Annotated in this window: 12 protein-coding genes; 2 read left to right on the forward strand and 10 right to left on the reverse strand. The window is 63.7% G+C overall.

Annotated elements, in window-relative coordinates:
* Positions 1 to 3 precede the first annotated feature (3 nt).
* The 10 genes from NKH78_RS02370 to NKH78_RS02415 form a co-directional block, all read right to left on the reverse strand.
* Positions 4 to 3,375, reverse strand: a complete 3,372-nt coding sequence (locus NKH78_RS02370; RefSeq protein ID WP_352881756.1) for a transglutaminase family protein — start codon at positions 3,373 to 3,375, stop codon at positions 4 to 6.
* 447 nt (positions 3,376 to 3,822) lie between these two features.
* On the reverse strand, positions 3,823 to 5,028 hold the full coding sequence (locus tag NKH78_RS02375) for an acyl-CoA dehydrogenase (protein WP_352881759.1): 1,206 nt from the start codon (positions 5,026 to 5,028) through the stop codon (positions 3,823 to 3,825).
* Positions 5,029 to 5,266: 238 nt separating this feature from the next.
* A complete protein-coding gene (locus tag NKH78_RS02380; RefSeq protein WP_352506293.1) occupies positions 5,267 to 7,579 on the reverse strand; it encodes a Tex family protein in 2,313 nt (770 codons plus the stop codon).
* A 123-nt stretch (positions 7,580 to 7,702) separates the two neighbouring features.
* Positions 7,703 to 8,884, reverse strand: coding sequence for a serine hydrolase domain-containing protein (locus NKH78_RS02385; protein ID WP_352881763.1), 1,182 nt, complete (start codon positions 8,882 to 8,884; stop codon positions 7,703 to 7,705).
* Between the two features lie 30 nt (positions 8,885 to 8,914).
* Positions 8,915 to 10,111: a serine hydrolase domain-containing protein gene (locus tag NKH78_RS02390; protein ID WP_352506295.1), complete on the reverse strand. Its 1,197-nt coding sequence runs from the start codon at positions 10,109 to 10,111 to the stop codon at positions 8,915 to 8,917.
* 64 nt (positions 10,112 to 10,175) lie between these two features.
* The gene (locus NKH78_RS02395) at positions 10,176 to 11,210 is read right to left on the reverse strand and encodes an ABC transporter substrate-binding protein (RefSeq protein WP_254816998.1); all 1,035 of its coding nucleotides are present in this window, start codon (positions 11,208 to 11,210) and stop codon (positions 10,176 to 10,178) included.
* A 23-nt stretch (positions 11,211 to 11,233) separates the two neighbouring features.
* Positions 11,234 to 12,034, reverse strand: coding sequence for an ABC transporter permease (locus NKH78_RS02400; protein WP_352506296.1), 801 nt, complete (start codon positions 12,032 to 12,034; stop codon positions 11,234 to 11,236).
* Complete coding sequence (locus NKH78_RS02405; RefSeq protein ID WP_352478299.1) at positions 12,027 to 12,947, reverse strand: ABC transporter permease; 921 nt, start codon at positions 12,945 to 12,947, stop codon at positions 12,027 to 12,029. The genes NKH78_RS02400 and NKH78_RS02405 overlap by 8 nt, the downstream gene beginning before the upstream one ends.
* The gene (locus tag NKH78_RS02410) at positions 12,947 to 14,041 is read right to left on the reverse strand and encodes an ABC transporter ATP-binding protein (RefSeq protein WP_352506297.1); all 1,095 of its coding nucleotides are present in this window, start codon (positions 14,039 to 14,041) and stop codon (positions 12,947 to 12,949) included. Before NKH78_RS02410 ends, NKH78_RS02405 begins: the two co-directional genes overlap by 1 nt.
* A 139-nt stretch (positions 14,042 to 14,180) precedes the next feature.
* A complete protein-coding gene (locus tag NKH78_RS02415; protein ID WP_352506298.1) occupies positions 14,181 to 15,848 on the reverse strand; it encodes an amidohydrolase in 1,668 nt (555 codons plus the stop codon).
* A 141-nt stretch (positions 15,849 to 15,989) separates the two neighbouring features.
* Here NKH78_RS02415 and NKH78_RS02420 point away from each other — a divergent pair, with 141 nt between their 5' ends.
* Both NKH78_RS02420 and NKH78_RS02425 read left to right on the forward strand, forming a co-directional pair.
* Positions 15,990 to 17,021 (forward strand): histone deacetylase family protein, encoded by a 1,032-nt coding sequence (locus tag NKH78_RS02420; RefSeq protein ID WP_352881766.1) that lies wholly within the window; start codon positions 15,990 to 15,992, stop codon positions 17,019 to 17,021.
* A gap of 205 nt (positions 17,022 to 17,226) precedes the next feature.
* Entirely contained in the window at positions 17,227 to 18,870 is a 1,644-nt protein-coding gene (locus tag NKH78_RS02425) for an MFS transporter (protein ID WP_352506300.1), read from the forward strand.
* Positions 18,871 to 18,924 lie beyond the last annotated feature (54 nt).

An 18,924-nucleotide genomic window follows, 5' to 3' on the forward strand; every position in this document is an offset into this window, starting at 1 on the left:
TGATCAGAGTCTTTGCGGTCGCCGAAGGTCAAGGGTCATCGGGAAATCTTCAGAGGCTTCTTCGTTGCGCAGCACATAGCTGGACGGCGTATGGCCACGCGGCTCGAAGCGGGCGAGCCGCCGCGCCTCCGCTTCGTTGCCGTTGACCGGGAACGTGTCGTAGCTGCGCCCGCCGGGATGCGCGACGTGGTAGACGCAGCCGCCGACCGCGCGGCCCGACCAGCGGTCATAGATGTCGAAGACCAGCGGCGTGTTGACCGGCAGCGCCGGATGCAGGCCCGACGCCGGCTGCCAGGCTTTGAAACGAACGCCCGCCACCGCGATCTCGCGGTTGTCGGTCACCTTCATCGGCACCAGGCGGCCGTTGCAGACGACCGCGTGACGCTCCGGGTTGAGTCCCTCGGTCTTCACCTGCAGCCGCTCGACGGAGGAATCGACAAAGCGCACGGTGCCGCCGATCGCGCCTTGCTCGCCCATCACATGCCACGGCTCCAGCGCCTGCCTGAGCTCCAGCTTGATACCGGCATGCTGGACCTCGCCGCAGAACGGGAAGCGGAATTCGAGCTGGGCGTCGAACCATTCCGGACGGAATGCAAAGCCGTTCAGCTTGAGGTCGTCCAGCACATCGAGAAAGTCAGCCCAGACATAATGCGGCAGCATGAAACGGTCGTGCAGCGAGGTGCCCCAGCGCACGAAGCGGCCGTCGAGCGGGTTCTTCCAGGCCCGAGCGATGATGGCGCGCACCAGCAATTGCTGCGCCAGGCTCATGCGCGCGTTGGGTGGCATCTCGAAGCCGCGGAATTCGACCAGCCCGAGCCGGCCGGTCGGCCCGTCCGGCGAAAATAGCTTGTCGATGCAGATTTCCGAGCGATGGGTATTGCCGGTCACGTCGGTCAGAAGGTTGCGGAACAGCCGGTCGACCAGCCACGGCAGGGGTGCCGCGCCCTTGTCCGGATGCGGCACCTGCGCCATCGCGATTTCGAGTTCGTAGAGCGAATCGTGGCGTGCCTCGTCGAAGCGCGGCGCCTGGCTGGTCGGGCCGATGAACAGGCCGGAGAACAGATAGGACAGCGACGGATGCCGCTGCCACTGCAGCACCAAGCTTTTCAACATGTCGGGGCGGCGCAGGAACGGACTGTCATTGGGCGTTGCGCCGCCCACGACGACGTGGTTGCCGCCGCCGGTACCGGTATGGCGGCCATCGATCATGAACTTGTCGGCGCCAAGCCGCGTCTGCCGCGCCTCCTCGTAGATCGCCGTGGTCGTCGCCACGCAATCCTGCCAATTGGCAGCGGGGTGGATATTGACTTCGATGACGCCGGGATCAGGTGCCACACGGATGACGTTGAGGCGCGGATCGTGCGGCGGGCCGTAACCCTCGATATGCACAGGCAGGCCAATAGCCTTTGCCGCGTTCTCCGCCGCCGCGACCAGTTCGAGATAGTCCTCCAGCGCCTCGACAGGCGGCATGAACACACAAAGCCGTCCGTCGCGCGGCTCGACCGAAAGTGCCGTGCGCACGGCGCCGCCGATCTCGGTGATCTCCTGTTCGACGCGGTCCTGCTGGCCGGTAACGGCCGTGAAGGAAACGGCCTGCTGACGTCGCGCCATTTCGTCGGCGCCTTCAAGTTCGGCCGACGCAGGCGAAGAAGCAGAATCGGGCAAGATCGCCTCACGCGCCGGCAATGGTCCGCGCGGCAGCGATGGGTCGACCGGCACGATGTAGGGGAACTGCGCCGGCGGCACGTAAGGCAGCGTGCCGAGCGGCAGGCGGTAACCTACCGGTGAATCTCCCGGCACCAGGAACAGCCTGCCGCGCCGCGTCTTCCACTTCTCCGAGCGCCAGCGCGGTCCTGACGCCTGGCTGTTCCAGCGCTGGACAGGCAGCACATAGCCCGACGGCTTGGTCAGCCCGCGTTCGAACACCCGCGCCATGCGGCTGCGCTCCTCCGGGTCCTCCAGCTTCGAATTGGAAGGATCGACGTTGTCAGGCAGCTTGCCTTCCTTGAGCAGCCATTCGGCGGGGTCCTCATAGGCTTCGCTGACCATCGTCTTGTCGATGCCGAGTTCGTCGGCAATCGCGGTCAGCAGGCTCTCGGCCTGCATCGGTCCGACATCCGCCTCGCTCTTTTCATGCGCGATCAGCGACGGGTCGCTCCACACCGGCTCGCCGTCGGTGCGCCAGTAGAGCGAGAAGGTCCAGCGCGGCAGGCTTTCGCCGGGATACCATTTGCCCTGTCCGTAATGCAGGAAGCCGCCCGGCGCGAAGCGCTCGCGCAGCCGGCGGATCAGCGCATCGGCCTTTTCGCGTTTGGTTGGCCCGACGGCGGCGGTGTTCCACTCTGCAGCCTCGAAATCGTCGATCGAGACGAAGGTCGGCTCGCCGCCCATGGTCAGCCGCACGTCGCCGGCATCAAGCGCGGCGTCAACTTGGTTGCCCAGCGCATCGAGCGCCTGCCAGCTTTCGTCGGAAAACGGCTTGGTAATGCGCGGATGCTCGGCGATGCGGTCGACCCGCATGTCGAAGCCGAACTCGACATTGGCGAAGCTCGCCATGCCGGAGATCGGCGCGGCATTGCGGAAATGCGGCGTTGCCGCGAGAGGCACATGGCTTTCGCCGGTGAGCAGGCCGGAGGTCGGGTCGAAGCCGATCCAGCCGGCGCCCGGCAGATACACCTCGCACCAGGCATGGAGATCGGTGAAGTCGACTGCGGTGCCGGGCGGTCCGTCAAGCGCGACGAGGTCGGGCTTCAGCTGGATCAGGTAGCCGGAAACGAAGCGCGCAGCGATGCCGAGGTTCCTCAGTATCTGCACCAGGAGCCAGCTGGAATCCCGGCACGACCCCTTGCCGGCGGCCAGCGTTTCCTCGGGCGAGAAGACGCCGGTTTCCATGCGCACGATATAGGCGATCTCGCGCTGCAGCCTCGCATTGAGGTCGACGACAAAATTGACGGTGTTGGTCGGGCTGCGGTCGAGGGTTTTGAGGAATGCCTCCAACAGCGGCCCCGCCGGTTCCGGCGTCCGGTAGATGGTCAGATCGTCCCTGATCTCTTCGGGGTATTCGAACGGAAACGTCTCGGCCGAGGGCTCGACGAAGAAATCGAACGGATTGTAGACCGTCATGTCGGCAACGAGATCGACCTCGATCTTCAGTTCCGTCACCGGCTCGGGGAAGACGAAGCGGGCAAGGAAATTGCCGTAGGGATCCTGCTGCAAATTGACGAAGTGATTTGCCGGCCCGACCTTCAGCGAATGGCTGAGCACTTTCGTGCGGGAATGCGGCGCAGGCTGCAACCTTATGACTTGCGGGCCCAAGACGACCGGCCTGTCGTATTTGTAGTGGGTCAGGTGATAGACGGCTGCCAGAATTGCCATGGTGCCCCTGAGGTCGGCGTTTCAAAAGGAGTTCGCTGAACCCTGACACGAATGCTGAGCATTCTCCAAGCAGAGATGTTGCGCTGCACCTAAATTAAGAAGCTTTCATAGCTTCACGAAACGGAGCGCCGACCTTGGGATTCCGCGTGGCGGCATGACGTTGCAACGGTGCTGGGCCGAGGTGCGGCGGGTCCAGCACCGGGCGCTTCCCGCCGATATCGATGATCGGCAGCACACGCGATGCTTCGTCGAAAACAGCGGAAAAGAAAAACCCGCCTCGGCGGGCGGGTCGTTGGAGCCAATTAGCACCATATCCAAATTAGTAGCATAGCTGCCGGCACAAAGCAAGAACAAAATGTGGCACCGCCGACGAAAGCTGCCGATCGCCCGCCTTGCGGGGGAGATGCCAGGCAATGGCCCCCTGGAAGCGGAGGACCCCTGCCGATGCTAAAAGAACGCCTGCAACCCGGTCTGCGCCCGTCCGAGGATCAGCGCATGCACGTCATGCGTGCCCTCATAGGTGTTGACCGTCTCCAGGTTCTGCGCGTGGCGCATGACGTGGTAGCCGATCTGGATGCCGTTGCCGCCATGCATGTCGCGGGCTTGGCGGGCGATGTCGAGCGCCTTGCCGCAATTGTTGCGCTTGACCAGCGAGATCATCTCCGGCGCCATCTTGCCTTCGTCCATAAGCCGCCCGACGCGCAGGCTGCCCTGCAGGCCGAGCGCGATCTCGGTCTGCATGTCGGCGAGCTTCTTCTGGAAAAGCTGCGTGCCGGCCAGCGGCTTGCCGAACTGCTTGCGGTCGAGGCCATACTGGCGAGCACGGTGCCAGCAATCCTCCGCCGCGCCCATCGCACCCCAGGAGATGCCGTAGCGCGCCCGGTTGAGGCAGCCGAACGGTCCTTTGAGACCCGAGACATTGGGCAGCAGCGCGTCCTCGCCGACCTCGACGCCTTCCATCACCAATTCGCCGGTGATCGACGCGCGAAGCGACAGCTTGCCGCCGATCTTCGGCGCCGACAGCCCGTTCATGCCCTTTTCCAGGACAAAGCCGCGAATCTGGTTGTCATGCGCGCCCCCACTTTCGTCGGACAACTTTGCCCAAACGACGAAAATGTCGGCGATCGGCGCGTTGGAAATCCACATTTTCGAGCCGGAGATCCTGTAGCCGTTCGCGGTCTTCTCGGCCCGCGTCTTCATGCCGCCCGGGTCGGAACCGGCATCAGGTTCGGTCAAGCCAAAGCAGCCGATCCATTCGCCCGACGCCAGCTTCGGCAGGTATTTCCTGCGTTGTTCTTCCGAGCCATAGGCATGGATCGGATACATCACCAGCGACGACTGCACGCTCATCATCGACCGATAGCCGGAATCGATCCGCTCCACTTCCCGCGCGACCAGCCCGTAGGTGACGTAGTTGGCGCCGAGCCCGCCATATTCCTCGGGGATGGTGATGCCGAGCAGACCCGCCTCGCCCATTTCGCGAAAGATCCCGGCGTCGGTCTTTTCCTCGAGGTAGGCTTCCTCGATCTTCGGAGCGAGCTTGTCGGCGGCAAACGCCGCGGCGCCATCGCGCACCATGCGCTCGTCCTCCGAAAGCTGGTCCTCGATCAGGAAAGGATCATCCCAGACGAATGCGTTCTTGTCGGCGGCCATGGCTCTCGGTCTCCCAAACTCGTGCATGTCGCCCAAAGCTTGCCCGCGGGCCTGACCCGAGGGTGTTCGGCAGCCTGGAGATAACGACATGCATCGAAACAGAAATCTTGAAACGCGCGGCTTATCGGCTCCCGTCCTGAAAAAATCAAACGAAATAGCTTCGCCGATCCATGAGCATTGGTGATGGATCATCAATGTCGAGCGCCGCCGTCTGACCTGCCACAGCCCGGCTCGCGAATTATTTCCGCTTCAACGCATCGGCCAACGCGGCGCCGAACGCGCCCTGCTGCGCCGGCCGCTCCGACTGGCGTTGGGGCGCCGGCGCGCGCGGCACCGGCCTGCTGCCATTGTCGCGTGGCTTCGGTGCGCCACCGTCGCCATCCTTGCGCATCGACAGGCCGATGCGCTTGCGCTTGATATCGACGTCGACGACACGCACCTTGACCACGTCGCCGGCCTTGACCACCTCATGCGCGTCCTTGATGAACCGATCAGCCAGTTGCGAGACGTGCACCAATCCGTCCTGGTGCACGCCGATATCGACGAAGGCACCGAAGGCCGCGACATTGGTGACGGTGCCTTCAAGCTGCATGCCGGGCTTCAGATCCTTGATGTCGTCGATGCCATCGGCAAAGGTCGCGGTCTTGAAGCCGGGGCGCGGATCGCGGCCGGGCTTTTCCAGCTCCGCCAGGATGTCGCGCACCGTCGGCAGGCCGAAGCGCTCATCGACGAAGACGCGCGGATCGAGCGCCTTGAGTGCGGCGCTGTCGCCCATCAGAGAGCGAACGTCGCGCCCGCAGGCCGCAACGATCTTCTTGGCCACGCCATAGGCTTCCGGATGCACGGCGGAGGCATCGAGCGGCTCGCTGCCGTCGGGAATGCGCAGGAAGCCGGCGCATTGCTCGAACGCGCGGGGTCCAAGGCGGGAGACCTTCAACAGCTCGCGGCGGTTTGCGAACGGGCCGGTCGCGTCCCGGTGCGCAACGATCGCCTCGGCCAGCGATGCGCCGAGACCCGAAACCCGCGCCAGAAGCGGCGCTGACGCCGTGTTGAGGTCGACGCCGACGGCGTTGACCGCATCCTCGACCACCGCTTCCAGCGAGCGGCCGAGGCGGTACTGATCGACGTCGTGCTGATACTGGCCGACGCCGATCGACTTCGGCTCGATCTTGACCAGTTCGGCGAGCGGATCCTGCAGGCGCCGGGCGATCGACACCGCCCCGCGCAGCGACACGTCGAGGCCGGGAAATTCCGCCGCCGCCGTTGCCGAGGCGGAATAGACCGAGGCACCGGCTTCGCTGACGATCACCTTGAGCGGCTTCGGCCCGGACCCGGCAGGCATGTCAGCCAGCATGTCGGCCACCAGCCTTTCAGTCTCGCGGCTGCCGGTGCCGTTGCCGATCGAGATCAGCTCGACTTTATGCAGCCGGATGAGCTTGGCCAGTTCGGCCTGCGTGCCGCGGACATCATTCTTCGGCGGGAACGGATAGACCGTCGTCGTCGCCAGCAGCTTGCCGGTGCCGTCCACCACCGCCACCTTGACGCCGGTGCGAATGCCCGGATCGAGGCCCATCGTCGGCCGTGAGCCGGCAGGGGCGGCAAGCAGCAAATCCTTGAGATTGCGGGCGAAGACATGGATCGCTTCTTCCTCGGCCCGTTCACGCAAGTCCCGCATCAGATCGAGCGTCAGGTGCAGCGACAGCTTTATGCGCCAGGTCCAGCTGGCTACTTCCATCAGCCAGCGGTCTCCCGGCAACTGGCGGCCGATGGCATAAGCATCGGCAATCATCCGCTCGACCGGCTTCACCGGCGAGGCATCGTCGGCATCGACCTCGATGTCGAGCGACAGAACCTCCTCGTTGCGGCCGCGCAGCATGGCCAGCGCGCGATGGCTCGGCACGTTGGCCCAGCGCTCTACATGGTCGAAATAGTCCGAAAATTTGGCGCCGGCCTCCTGCTTGCCGTCGACGACGCGCGACCGCAGGAATGCGCGTTCCTTCATATAAGTCCGCAATCTGCCGACCAGGTCGGCATTCTCGGCGAACTGCTCGGACAGGATGTCGCGCGCACCCTCGAGCGCTGCCTTGGCGTCTGCCACGCCTTCGCTGATGTAGGCCAGCGCCAGCTCGGCGGGCGTGGCCGCACGGTCGGCGAGAATAGCTTCCGCCAGCGGGCCCAGCCCACGCTCGCGCGCGATCTCGGCCTTGGTCCGGCGCTTCGGCTTGTAAGGCAGGTAGATATCTTCGAGTTCCGCCTTGGTCACGGCAGCAGCGATTTTCGCTTCAAGCCCCTCGGTTAGCTTGCCCTGCTCGCGGATCGAACCAAGGATGGTGTCGCGGCGCGCGTCGAGTTCGCGCAGATAGGCGAGCCGCTCGGCAAGATCGCGCAGCTGCGTGTCGTCGAGGCCGCCGGTGACCTCCTTGCGGTAGCGCGCCACGAAGGGCACTGTCGCGCCGTCGTCCAGCAAACCGATCGCCGCCGCAGCCTGTTCGGGCCGCGCGCCGATTTCGGCGGCTATGATGATTGCGATGCGCTTGATGTCGGATGCCATGTCCTACCTGTCGTTGGTCGAAAAGAGCAGCGACCATAGGCGGAGACGCCCGCTGCGCCAACCGCAGCGTTTTCAACCCGCTGAAAGGTCCACAGGAAAGCTGCATGAGCGGTACAGATCGGATCAGACCATCCGGCTCAGCGCCTCGAAGAAAGAAATCAAATCCAGATCGAGCGGATCGTCGACCGGTACCGGCTGCGACGACATCTTTGCGATGACAATTTCAGCCATCGGATTGACGTAAAGCCACTGGCCGTGAATGCCGATGCCGCAGAAGGCGCCGCTTGCCGCGCCCGTCTGGTACCATTTGTTGCGATAGCGGCCACGCGGAAACAGGGACGCCATCGTGCCGCGCCGCCATGCCTCGGCGTCACCGCCGGTTTCGGTCGTGTCGCGCATCCAGGCTTCCGGCACGATGCGGCGGCCATTGGCCACGCCACCTTGCCGCATCATCTCGCCGACGCGCGCAAGGTCGCGCGGTGTCACCGAAATGCCGCCGGCGGTACGCGCCGTGCCTTCCATGTCGACTGTCACCGAGGCGTCGCCGACGGCGCCGAGCGGCTCCCATAATTTCTCGCGCATCAGATCGGCGAAACGCTGGCCAGACGCGCGTTCGAGCAGGATGCCGAGCAGGTCGGAATTGGGCGAAAGGTAGCGGAACGTCCGGCCATGCGGCTCGGTCAGGCTCTGCAGCGTCGTGAGGAAAGTGGCCAGGCCCTCGGTGCCCCCGCCTGGATTCCACAGCATTGCACGGCGATAGCGGGCGAAGGCGCTGTCCGGATCGAGATAGGCCTCTTCGAAATCGAGGCTGACACTCATGTCGAGCACGTGCCGCACACGTGCATCGCCATAGGCCGAGCCGGGGGCTTCGGGCAGGTAGCGGCTTACCGGAGCCTGCGGATCGAAAATCCCCTCGCCTTCCAATATGCCGGCAACAATGGCGGTCAGCGACTTGCTGATCGAAAAGACGATGTGGCGTGAACCGAACTCCATATGCGGTGCGAACCAGTCGCCGACGAATTTGCCGGCTTTCATGATCGTCAGCGCGTCGGTATCGGAGCGCGCGAGAAACGCCGCGACAGTCTCCGCGCCGCCTGCAAGGGCGACCTTTTCGCCAAGTAGCCCGCCGAAATCCTGCGCCGGCGCCTCGCTGCTGCCCGGCCTTGCCGTCACGGCAGCGCTCGGCACCAGCTCGCCGACATTCTGGAACGACCACCGGCTGAACGGGCTTTCCCGCCAATTGCCGAGCAGCACTTGGTTTCGGGCAAAGCCATACCTGGTCTCAAACGCGGTCTTGCCGGTCATAGCGTTCCTTCAGGATCTTTTGGCCGAGTTTCAGGCGAGCGCTGCGGCGATGGCGTGCACCGCTTGCAGCGTCGCCACAGAATAGGCGACGTTGGTGAAATCCGGATAGCTCGAAAGCTTGACCACGACCATTTTCGTATCCCAGTCGATGTGGATCAGCTGTCCGAACACGCCACGGCACATCAGCGCCCGCGAGCGCGGATCCTCGATCCAGAACTGGTTGCGATAGCTGCCTTCCGGCAGGCTGGGACTGAAATCCGGCCCATGCCTGCCATTGCGCGTCGCCTCGATCCAGTCGGCCGGCACGATGCCGCCACCATTGCCGAGGATCAGCTGGCCGAAGCGGCCATAATCGCGCAGCGTGGCGTTGAAGCCGCCATCGGCAACCGCATAGCCGGCGCTGTCTACGGTGAAGCAGGCACTTTCATCCGCGCCGAGCTTTTGCCAGAGCTCTTCCGAAACCAGCTGCGCCAGCCGTTTGCCGCTCACCCGTTCCATGATGAAGGCAAGCACGTCGGTCTCGATCGAGCGGTATTCGAAGGCAGCGCCGTGCGGCCGGCTCTTTTCCTTGAGCCCCAGGATCAGTTCGAACATATGCGATGGCCAGCGCAATTCCGGATCGCAGTCCGGCGGCACCGGCTTCCAGCCGGTGGCGACATCGACCTGGCCGATGTCGGAATAGGGGTCGGTGTATTCCTCGGAAAAGCGCACCCCGCTCGTCATGTCGAGCACATGCTGCACGCTGGCGCCCTCCCAGCCGGTCGCTTCCAGCTCCGGCAGATAGGTGGTCACCGGCAAACCCGGATCGATCAGTCCGCGTCCGACCAGTATGCCGAACACCGATGCGGTGACCGACTTCGCCATCGACTGGGACAGATGCAGCGTGCGCTCGGTCATGCCGTTGAAGTAGCGCTCATAGGCGACCTTGCCGCGCTTCAGCACCAGGAAGCCGTCGGTGTAAGTCTCGTCAAGCAGTCCAGCCAGCGTCGTCGGCTGCCCCATGCTGTCGCCCACCGGCAGCACGTCGAGATCGACCTCGGCTCGCTCCAGCCTGTGGCGATGGCCATTGCCGCGCCAGACCTCGACGGTCGGCAGGATTTCGCGAATATGCTGGAACGCCCAGCGGTTCCATGGCGGCCGGTCCCATTCGAGCTTCGGCGGCACCATCCGCGGCGGCGAACCCTGCATGATCGGCGGCGCCGGTTCGCTGTTGCGATAAGAAATCATAGGCAGTCCGATCGCCGGGAAAAGGCCCGGCGGCAATTGCCGCCGGGTTTCGTCCGGATGTGGATTACTTCTGCAGTTCGGTCCAGATCTTGCTGTAGATGGCCTGCACTTCCTCTGAACACAATTTTTGCAGCTCGCCATGCGCCTTGACGTCTTCCGGGATGATGACTTCCGGCGCATCCTTCATATCGGCTGGCATGTACTTGTCGGAACCGGCAATGCCGTTGGCGTAGCGGTGGAAGGCGGACAGGCCGGCGGCGTTTTCCGGATCCATGATGAAGTTCTGGAACAGCTTGGCGTTCTCGACATTCTTTGCGTCCTTCAGGACCATGACATTGTCGCTCCAGAGGCCAAAACCTTCCTTGGGATAGAAATAGTGGATCTTGGGATTCGCCAGCCGCTGGCGCAGGGCTGAGCCGTTCCAGTCGCTGGTTGCCTTGAAATCGCCGGCGCCCATTTTCTCGATGGTATTGTATTCCATCGCGATCCAGTTCGGCTTGGCAGCAACCAGCGTGTCACGCACCTTCTTCAGCGTTTCCTTGTCGCTGGCGCATTGCGCGCCGCCGACATATTTGGTCGCCGCGAACATGACGTCGTTCATTTCCGGCACGACGTTGACCTTGCCCTTCAATTCGTCTGGTGTGTTGAAGATGATGCCCCAACTGTCCGACGGCCCCTTGTAGACATCGGTGTTCACCACGATGCCCACCGTGCCCCAGGCCCACGGCACGGAATATTTGCGGCCGGGATCGAAATCGGGATTGGCCCATTCTGGCGCCACGTTCTTGAAGTTCTCCATCTTGCCGGGATCGGTCTCCTGCACGAGGCCTTCCTTGATCCAGATCGGCACGAAGGTTTGCGAAGGCACCGCGATGTCGAAGCCGGTGCCGCCCTGGCGAACTTTGGCCAGCGCCGTATCGTTCGAATCGTAATCGGTGATGGTCACCTTGACGTTGTATTTCTGCTCGAACTTTTTGATCACATCGGGGCTGGTGTAGTTGCCCCAATTGTAGATGTTGAGCTCACCGTCGGCGCGAGCAAGGCTCGTCGAGGCGAGCAGCGCCAGCCCGATGGCGGTCGCCGTGGTCTTCCAGTTCATGGTCTTAGCTCCCATTTTCATGTCTAGTCCCGTTTCCTGCTGATGAAGAAAAACAACGTCACGATGGCGACCGACAAGAGCAGGAACACGGTCGATATCGCGTTGATCTCCGGCGTTATCCCTCGACGTATCTGGCCAAGCATGTAGGTCGGCAGCGTGTCCTGGCCGCCCGATTTCACGAACTCGGTGATGACAACATCGTCGAGCGAGATGACGAAGGCCAACATCAGTCCCGCCAGAATGCCGGGCCACAGCAGCGGCAACGTGATGCGCCTGAACGTCTGCCACGGCGTCGCGTAGAGATCGGCGGCGGCGCGCTCCAGCGTCAGGTCCATGTTCTCCAGCCGCGCCCGGATCGGCAGATAGGCAAAGGGAATGCAAAACGCCGTATGCGCGGCGATCAGATAGCCGAGCCCCGAATAGCCGGTGAATATCTTTATGCGCGAAAAAAAGATCAGCAACGCCACGCCAGTGACGATCTCGGGCACCATCAAAGGCTGGTTGATGGCGGCATATTTGAAGGTCAGGCCGGGATAGGGCGGCGTGCGCGTGGTAGCGAGCGCCGCCATGGTGGCGAAGACGGTGGCCAGGATCGCCGCCGTGGCGCCGATCTCAAAGGAGCGCAAGGTGGCGTCTATGACTTGCGTGTTCTGCCACGCCGACTGGAACCATTTGAGCGAAAAGCCGCCCCATTCCGACGTCGAGGTCGCGGCGTTGAAGGCATAGACGACGAGCACGACGATCGGCAGATAAAGCACGACGAAGCAGGTGGCGGCGATCGCGGTGAAGCCGGACTGATGCTTGATGGAGAAGCTGCTAGCCATGACGCATCTCCGATTGTCCGGCATTGCGCACATAGGCAAGCAGCGCCACCATGACGATGACCATCACAGCGATCGACAGCGCCGAGCCGAGCGGCCAGTTGCGGCCTTGCCCGAACTGCAATTCAATCAGGTTGGAAAGCATCATGTTCTTGCCGCCGCCCAATAGGCTCGGCGTGACATAGGCGCCCAGCGCCGGGATGAAGACGAGGATCGAGCCAGCGACGACGCCGGGCTTGACCAGCGGGAAAATGATGCGCCTGAGCACCTGGAAGCGCGTCGCATAAAGATCGTAGCCGGCTTCGACCAGCCGGAAATCGAGCTTCTCCATGCTGGCATAGATCGGCAGCACCATCAGCGGCAGATAGACATAGGCCATGCCGATAAGGATCGCCGTGTCGGTGAAGAGTATCTGGATCGGCGCGGAGATAATGCCGAGCTTGAGCAGCACCGTGTTGATCAAACCCTCGTTGCGGATGATCTGCAGCACGGCGAAGGTACGGATCAGCAGGTTGGTCCAGAACGGAATGGTGATCAGGAAAAGCCAGAGATCGCGCGTCTTCTCGCTGCGCGTTGCCATGAAATAGGCGGTAGGAAAACCAAGCACCAACGTGGCGAGTGTGGTCACGATGGCAAGCTTGATAGAGCGCCAAAAGATGGTGACATGGGCAGCGGCGAGCGACAGCGTGTCGTCGAAGATGTCGCGTTCCATGAACACCGAGATCCACGCCTCCGGCGAGAATTGCCACTTCACGTCGCCATAAGGACCGGGTGTCAGGAACGAATAGACCAGCACGATCAGCAATGGGCCGGTCGCTGCCAGGAAGATGATCAACAGGGCCGGCGCCGACAGCAGCCAGCGGTCGCGGATATCGCGCCGTTCGGCCGCCTTGGCGACTTCTTCCGCGCTCGCCATCAATCCCTCAGCACTTGCGCGGCGTCGTTGCCGATCGAGACACCGACCTTGTCGCCTCGCTCGAAACCGCAGCCTGCGCTGCGCGTGTTCTGCTGGCGCACGGTGAAGGCTTCGCCGCTGTCCAGTTGGACATGAATATGCGTATCGGTACCGAAATAGACGATGTTTTCGACGGTTCCGGAAAGATCGCCCTTGCCGCCGGTCAGCTTTGCGTGTTCCGGCCTGACCACCAGGGTGGCATTCGCCTTCGGCTGGAAGCCCTCGGCCACCGTCGCGTCGATCGTCGCGCCGGATTTGAGTGTCGCGCGCGCCTTGCCGTTGCCGATGCCGGTGATGGCCGCGGTCAGGAAATTGGTTTCGCCGATGAAGTCGGCGACGAAGCGCTCGGCTGGCTTGTCATAGATGTCCCAGGGCGTGCCGACTTGCAGGATCTTGCCGGCTGACATCACCGCGATGCGGTCCGACATGGTCAGCGCTTCTTCCTGGTCGTGGGTGACGAAGATGAAGGTGATGCCGGTCTGGTGCTGCAGCCGTTTCAGTTCGATCTGCATTTCCTTGCGCAGCTTGTAGTCGAGCGCCGACAATGGCTCGTCGAGCAACAGCACTTTTGGCTGCGGCGCCAGCGCGCGCGCCAGTGCCACGCGCTGCTGCTGGCCGCCGGAGATCTGGCTGGTGCGGCGGGCGCTCAGCGCCTCCATCTTGACCAGCTTCAGCATCTCGGCGACGCGCGCCTTGATTTCGGCCTTCGGCTTGCCCAGCATCTCAAGGCCGAAGCCGATATTCTCGGCCACCGTCATGTGCGGGAACAGCGCATAGGACTGGAAGACGGTGTTGACCGGCCGCTTGAACGGCGGCAGCGGCGCGATGTCCTGGCCGTGCAGCAGGATTTCGCCTTCGCTGGGGAAGTCGAAGCCAGCGATCAGCCGCAGCAGCGTCGTCTTTCCGCAGCCCGACGGCCCCAGCAGCGTGAAGAACTCGTTCTCGCGGATCGACACCGAAACCGTGTCGAGGGCGGCGACTTGTGCGTCCCCGATACCGAACACCTTGCGGACGCCGCGGACCTCGATTGCACTCTTACCCGGTTGATCCGGCACGCATTACCCCATTTTCATGTCCGCTCTTGATGGCGGATCCAGTTCCCATTCGATTGTCAGCATATGCCGGTCGGCTTGGCAACCATGCATCTGGGCCTCGGTTCAAAACGCAAGCTCCGTGCCCCAGTCAGCGCCATCATCAAACCTGATAAGTGATCTTGCCGCCGCAGATGGTGCTGACCGGATGCACCTTGTGCAAGGAAGCCGGTTCAGTTGCCTCGATATCGGCCGACAGCACCACCAGATCGGCCAGATAGCCTGGTTTCAGCCGGCCCTTACGGTGCTCCATGAATTCGGCATAGGCGCCTTCGACCGTGTAGCCGGCAAGCGCCTCGATCAGCGAGAAGCTCTGGTCGGGGTCGCCTTCTGCCCACGGTTTGCGCAGCATCGCCGCCTGAATGCCCAGGATCGGGTCGACCCGCGACACCGGCCAGTCGGAAGCGAAAACGACATGCGCGCCCGCCTGCTTCAGCGTCCGCCAGGCATAGCTGAGCGGCCATCTTTCGCGGCCGATACGCGAAAGCGTCGGTTCCAGCGGGAAGTCCATGGCGCCGGGCGGGTGCGGCGGCTGCATCGAGGCGATGACGCCGAGTTCGGCGAAGCGTGGCACGTCGGCGCCGGTGATAACCTCGATGTGCTCGACGCGGTGCCGGCTGTCGCGCCTGCCGTTCTTCCGCCGCGCCGCCTCGTAACCGTCGAGGACCGCGCGCACCGCGCCGTCGCCTATCGAATGCACGGCGATCTGCAGGCCGCGTCGGTCGGCCTCCGGCGCCACCTCGGCGAAATGCTCCGGCGTGAACAGCGTCTCACCGCGCCAGCCCGGCCGGTCGGCATAGTCATCGACCATGACCGCGGTCCAGCCTTCCAGCACGCCGTCATAAAACATCTTGACCATGCCGGACGACAGCCATTCCGATCGGTAGGCGGAGGCCATCCTCGACGCTTTTTCCAGCCTGTCGAGCGTCATGAAGTTCTTGAAATGAAAAGGTATCTTGGTGCGGCAGAGCAGCCGCCCTTCCTGCTCCAAACCGGCAAGTAGCTCGAGCTGGTAGAGGTTGCCGTCCATGTTGTGGATCGAGGTGATGCCGTGGCGGGCGCACCATTCCAGCCCGCGATGCATCAGGTCGCGATCGGCCGCGACTTCTGCGGCGGAAGGATAAGGGTCGGGCTCGCCGCCTGTCGCAAGGCCGAGCCGCACGCGGTTTTGCCCGGAAAGCTCGAGGATCGGCCCGAACGCCTCGCCCTCGCGCAATTCGCCGGCCGCAAGGCCGTCGGCGCCCATGACGATCTCGTTGCCGGGCCCGAGTTGCCTGCCGTGCAGGATGCCGGCCAGCTCCAGCGCCTTGGTATTGGCCCACATCGTGTGGTGATCGGAAGCCGACATCGCGAACGGCCGATCGGGGATGATGCGGTCGAGATGGTGGCGGGTGACCGGCTCTTTCGTGGAAAGGATGGTGTAGTCGACGCCGGCCCCAAGCAGCAGTTTGGCGTACGGTCGTGCCGCCGCGTAGGCACGGATCGCTTCGCTCAGCGCATCGAAGCCATGCACGCCCTGAAGGTGCAGATTGTCGAGTTCGGCCGCGCCGCCGAAAAGATGCATATGCGCTTCGATGAAGCCCGGCACCACCGACCCGCCTTGCGCATCCATGACCTTCGTGGCCGGCCCTTTCAGCGCCTCGACCGTCCGGCGATCGCCGACCGCCAGGATGTTGCCGTCCTTTATCGCCACCGCCTCGGCCGTCGGATTGCCTTCGTCCATGGTCAGCACACGGGCATTGGTGACGATCAGGTCGGCATTTGAACTCATGATTACCCGCGGTTCGGTTGCGCTGCCGACAGGCTAGACGACCGGCTGCCGGGCCAGCAAGCCATGGCCGGTTGGCCCAGCGCCTTGTGGAGGGCCATGCAGGACGGTTAGGGTCGCCGCGTCTCACCACGGAACAAGTTCATGAAGACTGTTTTTTCGCCTCTCCATGCCGGCCATTCCGGCAATGTCGAATTGATCGCCGGCGCCATCGTGCCCGCATTTGAAAAGCCTTCGCGCGCCGAGTTCATCAGGGCGCGGGTGGAGAGCGAAAAACTCGGTCCGATCCTGCCGCCGGAAATCCACGACCTCGCCGCCGCCAGGAAGGTGCATGACAGCGACTACATCGATTTCCTGCCGACCGTCTGGCCGCTCTGGGAAGCATCGGGCCGCAGCGGTTCGGCCATTCCCTTCACCTGGCCGACGCGCGGCCTGGGCGGCGACGTGCGACCGAAAGGCATCGATGCGCTGCTCGGCTTCTACTCCTTCGATGGCGGCGCGACGTTCGTCAAAGGTACATGGGACGCGATCAAGTCGTCCTATGACGTCGCGCTGACAGCCGCCGCGTTGGTCAAGGCCGGTGACCGTTCGGCCTTCGCGCTCTGCCGACCGCCGGGGCACCATGCCGGCGCAGCCTTCATGGGCGGCTATTGCTTCATCAACAACGCCGCCGTCGCCGCGCAATGGTTTTGCGACCATGGCGCCGGGCGCGTGTCGATCCTCGACGTCGATTATCACCACGGCAACGGCACCCAGGAGATCTTCTACCGCCGCGGCGACGTGCAGGTGCTGAACCTGCATGGCGATCCGATGACCGAATATCCCTTCTTCCTCGGCCATGCCGACGAGCGCGGCGAGGGCGACGGCGAAGGCTTCAACGACAATTATCCGATGCCCTTCGGCACCGGCTGGGAGGTGTGGAACGCCTCACTTGAGGACGCCTGCACGAGGCTTTTGGCTTATGCTCCTGACGTCGTCGTGGTTTCGCTCGGCGTCGACACCTTCGAGAAGGACCCGATCAGCCAGTTCAAGCTGAAAACGGGCGACTATCCCAGGATCGGCCGCCGCATCGCCAGGCTCGGCCTGCCGACGCTGTTCGTCATGGAAGGCGGCTACGCCGTCGAGGAGATCGGCATCAACGCCGTCGGCGTGCTGACCGGTTTCGAGGACCGCTAGAGGCGCTGCCGGTGCCCGCAACTCATATGGCGCACTCGGCGCGGCGAGCGCCACGGCGGGCCGGCGCTATCGTGTTGTTGGACCATGATGTTTTTCCAGAATGCGTTCGCCCTTTGCGAAATGATGTTCTATTTTTTGAATCCATGGCTTTGAGGGGCCGAATTCATCGGAAGAACAAACGCATTTGAGCCCCGGGAAAGCATTTATGAGGGACGACACACCGGAAAACGAAAGCGCCTCGGCGCTGGCGCCATTCCGGCACGGCATCTTCCGGGCGGTGTGGTCCGCCAGCCTGGTTTCCAATTTCGGCGGCCTCATCCAGGGCGTCGGCGCCGCCTGGATGATGACGACGATCGCCACCTCGTCCTACCAGGTGGCATTGGTCCAGGCCTCGACCACCTTGCCGATCATGCTGTTTGCGCTGCTGGCCGGCGCTATCGCCGACAGCTTCAACCGGCGCAAAATCATGCTGATCGCGCAGATCTTCATGCTGGTCGTCTCGGCTCTTCTGACCGTCTTCACCTATCTCGACCTGATGACGCCGTGGACGCTGCTCGCCTTCACCTTCCTGATCGACAGCGGCACCGCGCTCAACAGTCCGTCCTGGCAGGCTTCGGTCGGCGACATGGTGCCTCGCACCAAGGTGCCGGCGGCAATCGCGCTCAACTCGATGGGCTTCAACCTGACGCGCAGCGTCGGCCCGGCGATCGGTGGTATCATCGTTGCCGCGGCAGGTGCCGCCGCGGCCTTCGCCGTCAACACGCTGAGCTATGTCGGCCTCATCGTCGTGCTGGCCCGCTGGAAGCCGGAACTGCCGGCATCGACCTTGCCGCGCGAGACGCTGGGCGCCGCAATGGGCGCCGGCCTGCGCTACGTCGCCATGTCGCCTAATATCGGTAAGGTGCTGGTCAGGAGCTCCGCTTTCGGCTTCAGCGCCGGCGCGGTCCTGGCATTGCTGCCGCTGGTCGCGCGTGACGTCGTCAAGGGTGATGCCCTGATCTACGGCATCATGCTCGGTGCCTTCGGCATCGGCGCCGTCGGCGGCGCGCTGATCAGCGTCAGGCTACGGCAGCTGCTGTCCAGCGAAACCATGGTGCGCACGGCATTCGCCGGTTTCGCCGTCTGCGCCTTCAACGCCGCCGTCAGCGATCATGCCTGGCAGACGTCGCTCGGCCTGCTGGTCGGCGGCGCCTGCTGGGTGACGGCGCTGTCGCACTTCAACGTCACCGTACAGATGTCGACGCCACGCTGGGTGGTCGGCCGCGTGCTTTCGGTCTACCAGACCGCGACCTTCGGCGGCATCGCGCTCGGCAGCTGGGTCTGGGGCGTCGTCGCCGACGCGCATGGCGCCGAAGTCGCCCTGATGGCGGCCAGCGTCGCCATGCTGGCGGGCGGTGCCATCGGCCTGCTCCTGCCGCTGCCGCAGCAGGCTGTGCTCAACCTCGATCCGCTCAACCGCTTCCAGGAGCCGCATCTGGCGCTTGATCTCAAGCCGCGCAGCGGTCCAATCGCCATCATGATCGAATATGTCATCCGTAACGAGGACGTGCCGGAATTCCTCGCCACCATGGCCGAGCGCGGCCGCATCCGCCGCCGTGACGGCGCCCGCAACTGGACATTGGCGCGCGATCTCGAAAATCCGTCGATATGGATCGAGCACTACCACACGCCGACCTGGGTCGAATATATCCGCCACAACAGGCGCGCCACCTACGCGGACGCCGTCATCGGCGAGCGTATAAGGGCGCTGCACAGCGGCAACGAGCCACCGCGCGTCCGCCGCATGATCGAGCGCCCGACGACGGCTGGCACGGCGCTGGTCATGCCGAAGGGGCCGATCGAGCATTAGTGGCTGGCGGTGCGTCCAGTTGGACGAGCAAAATGAAATTGCGGCGCCTGGCCC

Origin of the sequence: Mesorhizobium sp. M0910 (genome assembly GCF_040319465.1) — a bacterium.
GTDB lineage: Bacteria > Pseudomonadota > Alphaproteobacteria > Rhizobiales > Rhizobiaceae > Mesorhizobium.

Bases quoted from the DNA above. Each gene is read 5' to 3' on its own strand.
- NKH78_RS02370 (WP_352881756.1), bottom strand. From the start codon at position 3,375: ATGGCAATTCTGGCAGCCGTCTATCACCTGACCCACTACAAATACGAC.
- NKH78_RS02375 (WP_352881759.1), bottom strand. From the start codon at position 5,028: ATGGCCGCCGACAAGAACGCATTCGTCTGGGATGATCCTTTCCTGATC.
- NKH78_RS02380 (WP_352506293.1), bottom strand. From the start codon at position 7,579: ATGGCATCCGACATCAAGCGCATCGCAATCATCATAGCCGCCGAAATC.
- NKH78_RS02385 (WP_352881763.1), bottom strand. From the start codon at position 8,884: ATGACCGGCAAGACCGCGTTTGAGACCAGGTATGGCTTTGCCCGAAAC.
- NKH78_RS02390 (WP_352506295.1), bottom strand. From the start codon at position 10,111: ATGATTTCTTATCGCAACAGCGAACCGGCGCCGCCGATCATGCAGGGT.
- NKH78_RS02395 (WP_254816998.1), bottom strand. From the start codon at position 11,210: ATGAACTGGAAGACCACGGCGACCGCCATCGGGCTGGCGCTGCTCGCC.
- NKH78_RS02400 (WP_352506296.1), bottom strand. From the start codon at position 12,034: ATGGCTAGCAGCTTCTCCATCAAGCATCAGTCCGGCTTCACCGCGATC.
- NKH78_RS02405 (WP_352478299.1), bottom strand. From the start codon at position 12,947: ATGGCGAGCGCGGAAGAAGTCGCCAAGGCGGCCGAACGGCGCGATATC.
- NKH78_RS02415 (WP_352506298.1), bottom strand. From the start codon at position 15,848: ATGAGTTCAAATGCCGACCTGATCGTCACCAATGCCCGTGTGCTGACC.
- NKH78_RS02420 (WP_352881766.1), top strand. From the start codon at position 15,990: ATGAAGACTGTTTTTTCGCCTCTCCATGCCGGCCATTCCGGCAATGTC.
- NKH78_RS02425 (WP_352506300.1), top strand. From the start codon at position 17,227: ATGAGGGACGACACACCGGAAAACGAAAGCGCCTCGGCGCTGGCGCCA.